Here is an 11,675-nt window from a genome sequence, read left to right on the forward strand (position 1 = left end):
GTTTATTGTAATGTAAATAATTATCTTAGTTGTCCAAACCTTTAAATTATGAAGGCTTACCTAATCCACTAAATATGAATTTCAGATACTTGAGGATAGCAATATTTACGCTTTGCATGCTATTCTCCATAAATATATTTGCCGTAGAAGGTGTTCCGGCCCTAATTCCGCAGCCAGTAAAGTTTCAAAGGCTTCCAGGTAGCTTCAAAATAAGCAAGACTACTAAACTGATTGCAGCTCCTGCAAATAAAGAAATAGCAGAATTATTCGCTGCTATGATCAAAGTGCCAACAGGCTTTACATTAAGTCACGCATCGGGGGGAGTTTCAACCATTCAGTTAGCTATGAACAAAGCTTACAATAAGCAGATAGGCGAAGAAGGGTATACTTTAGATGTTAAGCCAGCCAAGATTACTATCCAGGCAAACAAGCCTGCAGGTCTTTTTTATGGCATGCAAACTTTAATGCAACTGTTGCCAAAAGAAATAGAAAGTGCAGAGATTATTAAAAATAAAGTATGGTCTATACCCTGCGTTAAAATAACAGACTATCCAAGATTTGGATGGAGGGGTTTAATGCTTGATGTAAGCAGGCATTATTTCCCAAAAGAAGTGGTTAAAAAATACATCAACCAGCTTGCTAAATACAAAATGAATGTATTTCATTGGCATTTAACTGATGATCAGGGATGGAGGATAGAAATTAAAAGCTTACCACAACTTATTGAAGTAGGGGCCTGGCGTGCTCCAAGAATGGGCTTATGGTGGAAACGTGATCCACAAGGGGCAAATGAGGTTGCAGATTATGGAGGGTATTATACCCAGGAAGATGTTAAGGAAATTGTTAAATATGCTCAGCAACGTTTTGTAACCATCCTGCCCGAAATTGATGTTCCCGGACACAGTTTAGCTGCACTTGCTGCTTATCCGAACTTGTCATGCACAGGCGGGCCCTTTAAGGTAAATGTTGGCAATACCTTTTATGGTGTTGATGACAATGCATTATGTCCGGGTAACGAGGAAAGTTTCGTGTTTATGGAAAAAGTATTGGGAGAAGTGGCAGCGCTTTTCCCCGGTCAGTATATCCATATTGGTGGTGACGAATGTTTTAAGGGATTTTGGAAAGACTGCAAAAAATGCAAGAAAAGAATGAAGGACGAAAACCTGAAAACCCCGGAAGAACTGCAAAGTTATTTCATCAGGCGTATGGAAAACATCGTTAAGTCTAAAGGCAAAAAAATGATGGGGTGGGACGAAATTCTGGAAGGTGGATTGGCACCCGAAGCTACGGTAATGAGCTGGAGAGGAATGAAAGGAGGCATCGAAGCAGCAAAAATGAATCACCATGTGATAATGACTCCTGCCGATAATTGTTATCTTGATCTTTATCAGGGAGACCCAGCTGCAGAACCACCAACTTATTCTATGCTTACCTTATCAAGTTGTTATAATTTTGAACCCATTCCGGCTGAAATACCTGATCCTTCACTGATATTAGGAGGTCAGGGCAATTTGTGGACAGAATCTGTTCCGAATTACCGCCATGTAGAATACATGACCTGGCCCCGTGCCTTTGCCTTGGCTGAAGTTTTCTGGTCGCAAAAAGAAAACAAGGGATGGGATAGCTTTATCTCCCGTATGGAGCATAATCTTGAAAGGTATGATGTAGCAAATATCAACTATGCAAGAAGTGTGTATGATGCCACAATAAAACCTTTAAAAGACACTGTTAATAAAACGCTGCGTATTGCATTAGCTACCGAGATAAAGAAATTAGACATCTATTATACGTTTGATAATACTTATCCGGATAACTTCTCTCCAAAGTATACCGATACCCTTACAGTACCAAAAGGAGCAGATCATTTAAGGGTTTTAACTTACCTCGATAGCAAACCAATGGGTAAAATGATTACTGTTAGTATAAAAGATCTGGAAAAGCGTACGGAAGAGTAAGCAAATCTTACTAATTTTGGCCTAAAGAAGATATTTATTACCATGCTTGGATTAAAATTATTGACGGACCCGCGGTGGGCAAACATTGCTGAATCGAATTTAGAAGAGATTTTGACTGACCATGCCTGGTGTGAACAAAAAGCAGCAACGAATGCCATTACCCTGATCGCCAATAATTCAGAACATATGGATTTGGTGCAGGAATTAACAGCTATTGCTATTGAAGAAATGCAACACTTTAAGATGGTGGTTGATATAATTGAGAAACGTGGGTATACACTTGGTCGTGAGCGTAAAGACGACTATGTTGGTCAATTGGTTAAATTCAGTCGAAGGGATGGAAGCAGAAACTCGGCTTTTATTGACCGTCTTTTATTTGCGGCGATGATTGAAGCCAGAAGTTGTGAGCGCTTCCGCGTACTGTCGCAAAACATCAAAGATGAAGAACTTGCAAAATTCTATTATGACCTGATGGTGTCAGAAGCTGGCCACTATACTACTTTTCTGAACTTCGCCCGCAAATATACCATTGATATTGATGTGGATAAAAGATGGAAAGAATGGCTTGAATTTGAAGGTGAGCTTATACAAAGTTTCGGCAATAAGGAAGCCATTCACGGCTAATTGTTTACTTCATCTTTTCAAACACAAACTTTGCGTCTTGATAATTGATTGGAACGTTTTTTTTGAAGTAACGTATGTTCATATAAATTTCCATTGAACCTTCGCCCATAATTAACTTTCCGTCTTTTTTTAACAATGCTATGGGAGCCTTGTGCCATGTCTCAACTCCATAATGCTGAAAGCGATAAGTTCCCTTTAGTTCGTCTCCTTTTACAATTCCGGTTACATCACCGGAATCTTTATAGAGACCATGGTAATTTATTTCAAGCTGCCCGAAGAACTCCTTGTCAGTAATGTTTATTTTAAAAGTAGCAGTATCATCTTTACTTATAGCGCGATATAATGTTTTGGTGTTATCTTGTTCTACGCTAGTACTTGAACAACCGTATGTCGCGAAAGCGACAATTAAACATAGAATTTCTGCAAATTTCTTCATATAATGATGAGTACCTTCAAATATATGCTAATTTTTATCTCCACATAAATTGATAAAGATTTTCTGATTAATGGATTATTAAGTAAATATTAACCAGATTTAGTTTTTTTGCTTACAAGACCATAACCAAATAAAACCACGGATGCGAAAAATTATTGCACTTATTTTTGTACTGTTTATCTGTACATCAATTTTTAACATAACTCAGGCTCAGTTAACTACAACCGGTTTTTCAGGCGATAAAACTACCTGGAGGGGATTTGACCGATATGATTTTCTAATGGATACACTCAGCTTGGAAATAACTCCATTTAAAGCTGTTGAAAGTGAGGGTTTCGGGATTAATGTTGAGGTAAAAGGGAAGGTGCGCTGTCTGGTTGTTGTACCAAAAACTGCAGCCGCAGGAAATCCCTGGTCATGGAGAGGATTCTATTGGGATCATGAACCCCAGTCGGAAATCGAGTTGTTAAAAAAAGGTTTTTTTATAGGATACATTAACTGCGATGCTGGCAGACAATGGGATGCATGGTATGCCTTTTTAACCAAGGAACATGGGTTTTCAAAAAAACCGGCCTTTGGTGGAATGAGTAGAGGAGCTATTAATGCCTATGCCTGGTCTGTAAATCACCCTGATCAGGTATCTTGTATTTATGGAGACAACGCTGCAATCATGCCAGAAAGTCTGGCAAAAATAGCAGAGCTTGCTAGACACGATGTTCCTTTATTAAGTATCTGCGGTTCCGAAGATTTTCTGTATGAAAAAAATACGCTGTCTATTGAAAATATTTATTTACAAATGGGTGGGAGAATGACTGTTCTGGTTAAAGACGGGACAGCTCATCATCCGCACAGTCTGCGCAACCCAGGTCCTATTGTAGACTGGGTTGTTAAAAATGTTGCTAAAGCAGCGCCATTGCCAGATTTTATTGATGATGACTTCATCAAGTCTTATTACTATAATACTCAAAGCAGCTACCTGTATTTAAAAGAAGAAAATACATGGATGACCGCCAGAGGCCCCGGTTATACACCTTATTATGAGCAATATGAAGTTAAAGGAAAGAGCCGCTATGGGGTGTCTTCAATGATTATTATAGCACCTAATAAAGCCGCTGAAGGCAAACCATGGGTTTTTAGAAGTGATCGGATGGACAGAAATGCCCTGGTAGATCAGGCTTTGCTGGCTCAAGGATATCATATTGTTATTACCCCGCTTACCGCACAATCAGGTGCAGTAATGGAACAGTGGGATGGGGTTTATAAAATGCTAACTGATCATGGATTCTCCAAGAAACCAATATTAGAAGGATCAGGAGTTAATGCAGGGGAATGTTTTGCATGGGCAATGGAAAATCCGGAAAAAGTTTCTGCCATTTATGCTGTAAATCCGGTGATGCGCAGTTTGATGACCAAAAAGAATCTGTTCGATGGACTTAGTCTGATTGCAAAGGAAGCTGTGCCCTTGTTAATTGTTTCTGGAAGTCAGGACCCTTGGTTTAAGGAGCATACTAAGGTAATAGAACAACATTACAAGAAGCTTGGTGGGAAATTAAAAATTGTAATAAAAGAGGGGCAGGGGCATTTTATTACAATAGCGCCTGAGGTTATTGTGGCACAGATTACTAAATATTAGTAATCTGTGTATAATTATTGATTTAGTTTTGCAATTGCGTCTTCCGAGCTGCCTACAAAATTTACTTGTTTGCCTTTGTTGCTTTCGTAAATAAAGTCTTTCATACTTTTGCTTTGGTATTTACTGAAGTCACCAACAATAGCAAGGCGAACCCTGTAATTTGAGAATTTTTGAAGAATTTCTCCTGCAATACCTGTTTTCAGATCAAAGAACTCAGTACATATATTTTGTTCCTGAAGGATAATTCTATCAACATCCTGGTAGTATAAATCTGCCAGTAACTGTAATCCTTCTTCCGGATTCTTAATCAGGACTTTATCAGAGACGACCTCTGCAATTCTTATTTCTCCTGTTTGATGTATTTCTATATTCATTTGGATCTCTTTTGACTCAAACATAAGAATATATACGGGTTTTTATTATAATGCTTTTGCTTTAATGATCTCAAGAAGCTGGTTTAACCGGTAAGCAATTGGCTTCTTTATAACCTGTTTTTCACAAAAACTTCTCCAGGTAATTGTCCAAATTGATTTTTGTAGATCGCAGCAAAGTATCCCGGTTTTAAATATCCAAGTTCATTGCCTACCTCATTTATTGTATTAAAATTTCCACTTTTCAAGAGCTCTTGTGCAAGGTTTAATTTTTCGCGAATAAAGAAACTGTTGGGGCTTTCCTTAAATATTCTCTTAAACAGCTTCTTATATTTAGAAATAGACATGCCGGCCATGTAAGCCAAAAAATCTATTCCGGGAAATGCTCCCAAAAGTTGCTCCATCAGATAAGTTTGAGTTTTGATGATCTGCGCAGTATCTAATTCAGAAAGTTTCCCTAATACCAGGTCATTTTCATTTATACGTTCTACCAGGTATGCAAAAACCTGCAATGAGGTTCCACGCAAAGAAAGTTCAAATGATGGGTCGTTATAATTTCGCGTTCTGAGTTTAAGAATACAAAGACGGGTGCGACTGTCCATGTGGCTTGTAAAAACGATTGTGTTATTTTGCCCCATTTTAGGACCACCTATAGATCCTAACAGATACTTTTGAAGCAGGGGTTTAGCTATGAGCAACCAGAATGAATACATTTTAAAAGAAGGGGTATAGCTGCTTTTTAATGTGGCATCGACCACAATCATTCCCAATTTCGAATGATAATTAACTTTGCTGTGGTTAATTTTTTGAATATCAATTTCATCGCTTAGATCATAATAGGCAATGTAAAAGTCTTCCGCATTTACTACTTGGTTTAGTTCAACACTTCTTTGCAAAGTAAAATCAACAACAAGGGCCATTAATCCGGGCATTACCTCCATAAAATAAGAACAGCCTTGAGCTATATCATGAGGAATTGATATTTGTTTTCCTGTTGCCATTACAATGATGCTGCATATTCTTTAGGCGACATCCCAAAGTAGCTTTTAAATTGCTCTGATAAATGAGAGGTGCTTGTGAAATTTAATTTTTCGGCCAATTCTCTAATGGTATACTGTCCGGATCCAAGTAAATCTCTTGCAAGTTCAAGCTTGTTGTTTAGGAAGAAGGCATTAGGAGTTTGGCCGGTGATTTTTTTATATAGTTTCTTGTATTTTGTTGCCGACATATTTGCCTCAGCAGCTAACGAAGTTATTCCGGGGAAAATGCCCTCTTGTTTTTTAATCAGGCTTGTTTGTGAGTTTAATATCATTGCAAGATCTGTACGAAGAACTTTGCTAATCATTATTTCTCTTTTCATGATGTTATCCAGGCAATCTGCCAGCAAGTTGTAAGCCAAACCACTTAATAGGAGGTTGAAAGATATGCTTCCTGGAGTGCTTTTCCTGAACTCATTGATGATATGCCAACTGTTGCTACTCATATGGGCATAATGCAGAAGGGTATTTTGCTTCTGATCAAAAACTCTGTTTAGTACCTCATCAAGGATACCTGTTTTGGATAGATATTCTCTTAGAATATGCTTCTTTAAGAAAAGTGAAATGCCGTACGATTTACTTCCGGACTTTATTACAAAATCTATATCAAGTTGACTATCTGTAATCGCCAGATTGTAATTCCATCGCCCCACCGACCGTGAAATATCATCCATAACGTGAACCAGATCTCCTTCAGTAAGATTGAAATATATTCCTGCAAAATCATTTTTAATATTCCTGACTTTGTACAACACATCCTGATGATAAATCACATCTACCAGCATAACCGTAATGTTTTCGCTTATTTGAAGCGTATAATAAGTGCCCGTTAATATATCATCAGGAACAATGATAAAATTGCCGCGTACAAATCCGCCAAGGTTAACGGCCAATTCTTCAACCCAATCTGTCTCAACTCCAAAGCGATAAATTACTTCTTTCATACTAAAATGAACAAGTATGGGGAGCTATCTCGTTAATTATTGTGCATTTTTTTCTTAATTTCATAAAAAATGTCCTCATCGGGTATTTTTAAACCTTATTTTGGCTCTTATTTGTTGTTGGTGGCGCTAATTTTGCGAAATAATTTGATATCCTTATCAAATTTATCAAAGTAATGGGGGTTAATGTACAGGGTAAAGAAGTATTTTTGTTAGAATGTGGGTCCGATAGGCATGTCGGGCTGCATTCTGAGCAATTGGTGATTGAGGTAATAGATATAATGCTTAAGCAGGAGCTATATACAATGCCTGTTTTTTATAATAAAAAATACATTGGAGTTGTTCGGTTTAAAGATCTTATCAGTTTTCTTACCCACGAAGAGCGAGAAGAAAACCTTATTTTTCATAAATTGAATTACAGCATAGAAAGTGTTATGATCATGCTGACAGAAAGAGGCGAACTGGCATACACAGCTTAAGTTCAGAATTCAAACAGAATTCCAATCTACCTTTGCTTTTTATATAAAATTTTATATGATAAGTAAACTATTTAAGGGCAGATATAGCGTCTTATTTTCTTTTTTAGCCATTTTTGTTTTTATCTCCTTCCTGATCCGTACTGTTTTGTTTATTGATTCGATTGGCAAAACGGACTTTTCATTCTTAGGTGTATTAAGAATTTACCTGCTCGGTTTTGTTTATGATTTTGGAGTAGGTCTCTTTTTAACCACTTTGTACAGCTTATATTTACTTATACTTCCAGATAGATGGTCGGCTTCAATTGCAAATAAGATCATTACTTATGTGGCTCTTTTTATAATCCTTCTTATCTCTTTCTTTTCATTTTTTGCTGAACTTACTTTCTGGCAAGAGTTTGAAAGCAGGTTCAACTTCATTGCTGTGGATTATCTTGTTTATACTTATGAAGTCATCAACAACATAAATGAATCATATCCGCTGCCATTATTAATTGGTGGAGTATTGGTAATGGTGTTATTGGTAATGTGGCTTTTTGCAAAGAAGAGGATTTTTAAAAATGTTTTCCAATCTGTTGTCGCATTTAAGAGTAGGGCAGTTATAACCGGGATTTTGCTTGTTATTACGTCATTATATGCCTTTTTCCTAACAAATTCCTTTGCCGAATCAAGTACCAACCGATACGAAAATGAACTATCAAAAGCAGGTATTTATTCCATTTTTGCAGCGTTTAAAAACAACGAGTTAAATTATAACCATTTTTATGCTTTACTCCCTTTAAATGAGGCGTTTGGTATAATGAGAAGTGAGCTAAAGGATCAGCAGAGCACTTTTGTAAATGATGGAAACTCAATTAAAAGGAATATCCAAAACGGTGGTCAGGTTTATAAACCAAACGTAATCATGATTACTGTTGAAAGCCTAAGTGCCAGTTTTCTTGCGCATTTTGGCAATACACAGAAACTAACACCCGTACTTGATTCTCTTGCCGATAAGAATCTAATGTTTACAAATATGTATGCAACAGGTACCCGTACAGTTAGAGGTATGGAAGCGCTAAGCTTATCCATACCTCCAACGCCTGGTAGCAGTATTGTAAGAAGACAGGGAAATGAAAACCTGACAACCGTGGGCCATATCTTTGAAAAAGAGGGATACACCAGGACATTCTATTATGGCGGGGATGGCTACTTCGACAATATGAACGAATATTTTGGCAGTAACGGCTTTAACATTACAGACAGGGGAAGAAATATCAAAATTGGAGATAGTTATTTGACAAAAAGAACGATCATTCAGGATGATCAGATTCATTTTGAAAATGCCTGGGGAGTTTCGGACGGAGATCTTTTTGATGCAGTTATAAGGGGCTCAGATGCCGATGATAAGGCAGGGAAGCCATTTTACAGTTTTGTAATGACAACCTCAAATCATAGGCCTTTTACCTTTCCAGCGGGAAAAGTAGATATGAAACAAGGCAATAGGGAAGGTGCAGTTCGTTACACAGATTATGCCATTGCAACATTCCTTAAAAATATTGAAAAGAAAGCATGGTATAAGAATACGATTGTGATAATAGTGGCGGATCACTGTGCCGCCAGTGCCGGAAAGAATGAAATTGATATCGACAAATACCACATTCCGTGCATCGTTTTAAATTTACCTGTAAAGGGCAAAATGGTAATAGATAAGCTTTGTTCACAAATTGATCTTTATCCAACATTGTTTAGCCTTTTGGGATGGAATTATGAAAGCAACCTGTATGGTCAGAATGTATTAAATCCGACCTATCAGCCCCGAGCAGTTTTAGGTACTTATCAGAAACTAGCTTATTTAAAGAAGGATAGTTTGGTCATATTAGGTCCTCATAAGGTTACAGAAACCTTTTTGTATCGCAAATCAAGTAATGAGCAAATCCCTGATAAGCTGTCTAAAACCGTAATAGATCAGGCAATAGCAAATTACCAAACTGCTTACGACTTGTTTAAAAACGGCGGATTGCATCAGTAACAGGGGCTTTAAAAAAAAATAGTAATCTAACATTTTTATGGCAAAACCTTTTGGTTAAGCTTTTAATTTTGTAGAAAATCATTGTAGTATGTTTAAAAAGAGCATTTCTCATTTAGGGACGTTTTTTTTAGCTGTATTATCCCTGCTGCCATTATCGTTTCTATACATTTGGGCAGATGCAGCTTACTTCCTGCTCTATTATGTTTTTGGCTATCGCAGGCAGGTAGTAAGAGAAAATCTCTGTAATTCGTTTCCCGAAAAGGAACTGAAAGAAATTATCGTAATTGAAAAGAAGTACTACAGATATTTATCCAGCCTGATATTTGAAGTGATTAAGATGATTAACATCTCTGAAGCGCAAATAAGAAAACGGTTTGTTTTTAAAAACAAAGAGCTGGTAAATGAATATCTAAATAAAGGAGAAAGTGTATTAGTTTGTTCAGCACATTATGGTAATTGGGAATGGGGAACTTTAGGGATAGGCTTAAACTTTTCTGCTGATCATTACCCAATTTATAAGCCCTTAAATAATTCAATATTTGATAAATGGTTTCGCGAAACCCGCAGTAAGTTTGGGAACAAACTCATCCCAATGCGACAAACCCTAAGGGCTATTCAAGCCAGCAAAAATACACCAAGTATTTTTAGTTTTGGTAATGATCAATCACCATCAATAAGGGAACTGCATTACTGCAGAACATTCTTAAACCAACCGGCATACATTCAACTTGGGATAGAGAAAATTGCAAAAAAAACCAATCGCCCTATTTTTTATTTAAGAGTTAAGGTTCTAAAGCGCGGGCATTATGAGGTTGATTGTGTGCCCCTCTGTTTGAATCCAATGGATACTGAAGAATTTGAGATCACCAGATTGCATACGCAGTTTCTTGAAGAGATTATTAAAGATGAACCTGCTTACTGGTTATGGAGCCATCGCAGATGGAAACATAAACCGGTACAAATGCCGGAGCCTTATCTTAAAACAGACATTCTTTATTCCGATGTTTAACATTTGGAACCCCATTTTTTAGCATTAAGGAATATTCAGTACAATACTTTTACTAATTCATAGTAAATAGTACGCTATTGTAAATTACAATTTTATGAACCTGAAGTACTTCTTTATCATTCTCCCGATGTTGCTTGTAGGCCAGGCAATAGCCCAGCAACGTAACCTCATTGATCCTTTGGCAACAAAAGAGACGAAGGCTCTTTTCGATAACCTATACAAATTATCCGAAAAGCATACTTTATTCGGGCATCAGCATGCTACTGAATATGGCCATGGCTGGTCTGGTGATGCTGATCGTTCAGATGTTAAATCAGTTGTTGGATCTCATCCAGCTGTTATTGGAATCGATCTGTCTGGATTAACCGGACAATCGGAGGCTCAGATTGGGAAAACAAAAGAACACCTAAGAAAGAATGTTATAGATACCTATAACAGAGGCGGGGTTACCACTATAGCCTGGCATTTCTCTAACCCGGTTTCAGAAGGAGACTTTTACTGGAAAGACTCGGTTTCTTTACCTGCTGTCGGGTACATTATTCCAGGAGGCAAAGCGCACGATAAGTATATCAAAATCCTTAACGATATTGCTGATTGGGCAAAAAGTCTTAAAGCTCCGGATGGCAACCTAGTACCCGTAATTTTCAGACCTTATCATGAGTTTGATGGCGACTGGTTCTGGTGGGGAAAATCACATTGTACAGTTGATGAATTTAAATCCCTATGGAAATTTACTGTTTCTTATTTACGTGATACGGCCGGTGTGCACAACTTTATTTATGCATTTTCTCCCGATAATCTATTCAATTCTGAACAGCAATATTTGGAACGTTTTCCTGGTAAAGAATGGGTAGATATGCTTGGAACGGATAATTATGGTGATATGGGACGCGATGGCAAATACAATCTGGATGCTGCCATAAAGAAACTCCGCATCGTTTCGGCATACGCTCAAAAGAACGGTAAGCTCGCTGCCTTTACCGAAACCGGATTGGAATCGCTTACCAATCCAAACTGGTGGAACGATGTGCTGCTTAAAGTAATGAAAAATGATAAAATAAGAATGAGCTATGTGTTGGTATGGCGTAACGATACCAAAAGCGCTACACATTTTTATGCGCCTTACCCTGGTCATCCAAACATTCCTGATTTTCAGAAATTCTATAATGACCCCTATACCCT

Annotated in this window: 11 protein-coding genes; 7 read left to right on the forward strand and 4 right to left on the reverse strand. The window is 37.5% G+C overall.

Going from position 1 to position 11,675, the window contains the following annotated elements; all coding sequences use genetic code 11:
* Nucleotides 1–74: 74 nt before the first annotated feature.
* Together AC1DDX_RS13620 and AC1DDX_RS13625 are read left to right on the forward strand one after the other, a co-directional pair.
* On the forward strand, nucleotides 75–1,955 hold the full coding sequence (locus AC1DDX_RS13620; RefSeq protein WP_337716855.1) for a beta-N-acetylhexosaminidase: 1,881 nt from the start codon (nucleotides 75–77) through the stop codon (nucleotides 1,953–1,955).
* A 42-nt stretch (nucleotides 1,956–1,997) separates the two neighbouring features.
* Complete coding sequence (locus tag AC1DDX_RS13625; protein ID WP_337716856.1) at nucleotides 1,998–2,579, forward strand: MiaE family protein; 582 nt, start codon at nucleotides 1,998–2,000, stop codon at nucleotides 2,577–2,579.
* A gap of 4 nt (nucleotides 2,580–2,583) precedes the next feature.
* On the opposite strand, the gene AC1DDX_RS13630 is transcribed toward AC1DDX_RS13625, so the two are convergent.
* Entirely contained in the window at nucleotides 2,584–3,015 is a 432-nt protein-coding gene (locus AC1DDX_RS13630; RefSeq protein WP_337716858.1) for a hypothetical protein, read from the reverse strand.
* Nucleotides 3,016–3,157: 142 nt separating this feature from the next.
* Between AC1DDX_RS13630 and AC1DDX_RS13635 the strand changes: the two genes are divergently transcribed.
* Nucleotides 3,158–4,648, forward strand: coding sequence for an alpha/beta hydrolase (locus tag AC1DDX_RS13635; RefSeq protein WP_172660206.1), 1,491 nt, complete (start codon nucleotides 3,158–3,160; stop codon nucleotides 4,646–4,648).
* Nucleotides 4,649–4,662: 14 nt separating this feature from the next.
* Here AC1DDX_RS13635 and AC1DDX_RS13640 read toward each other — a convergent pair whose 3' ends face one another.
* From AC1DDX_RS13640 to AC1DDX_RS13650, 3 genes are all read right to left on the reverse strand, one after another.
* Complete coding sequence (locus AC1DDX_RS13640; RefSeq protein ID WP_172660207.1) at nucleotides 4,663–5,022, reverse strand: DUF4180 domain-containing protein; 360 nt, start codon at nucleotides 5,020–5,022, stop codon at nucleotides 4,663–4,665.
* 107 nt (nucleotides 5,023–5,129) lie between these two features.
* The gene (locus AC1DDX_RS13645) at nucleotides 5,130–6,020 is read right to left on the reverse strand and encodes a helix-turn-helix transcriptional regulator (protein ID WP_337716860.1); all 891 of its coding nucleotides are present in this window, start codon (nucleotides 6,018–6,020) and stop codon (nucleotides 5,130–5,132) included.
* A complete protein-coding gene (locus tag AC1DDX_RS13650; RefSeq protein WP_172660209.1) occupies nucleotides 6,020–7,000 on the reverse strand; it encodes a helix-turn-helix transcriptional regulator in 981 nt (326 codons plus the stop codon). Before AC1DDX_RS13650 ends, AC1DDX_RS13645 begins: the two co-directional genes overlap by 1 nt.
* A 173-nt stretch (nucleotides 7,001–7,173) precedes the next feature.
* Here AC1DDX_RS13650 and AC1DDX_RS13655 point away from each other — a divergent pair, with 173 nt between their 5' ends.
* The 4 genes from AC1DDX_RS13655 to AC1DDX_RS13670 form a co-directional block, all read left to right on the forward strand.
* Nucleotides 7,174–7,476 (forward strand): CBS domain-containing protein, encoded by a 303-nt coding sequence (locus AC1DDX_RS13655; RefSeq protein WP_172660210.1) that lies wholly within the window; start codon nucleotides 7,174–7,176, stop codon nucleotides 7,474–7,476.
* 55 nt (nucleotides 7,477–7,531) lie between these two features.
* Nucleotides 7,532–9,484: an LTA synthase family protein gene (locus AC1DDX_RS13660; protein WP_288883226.1), complete on the forward strand. Its 1,953-nt coding sequence runs from the start codon at nucleotides 7,532–7,534 to the stop codon at nucleotides 9,482–9,484.
* Nucleotides 9,485–9,572: 88 nt separating this feature from the next.
* Nucleotides 9,573–10,493 (forward strand): lysophospholipid acyltransferase family protein, encoded by a 921-nt coding sequence (locus AC1DDX_RS13665; RefSeq protein ID WP_337716862.1) that lies wholly within the window; start codon nucleotides 9,573–9,575, stop codon nucleotides 10,491–10,493.
* A 94-nt stretch (nucleotides 10,494–10,587) separates the two neighbouring features.
* The coding region (locus AC1DDX_RS13670) for a glycoside hydrolase family 26 protein (RefSeq protein WP_477622156.1) at nucleotides 10,588–11,675 on the forward strand (1,088 nt) is incomplete at its 3' end.

This window comes from Pedobacter sp. 10L46_2 (assembly GCF_056395165.1).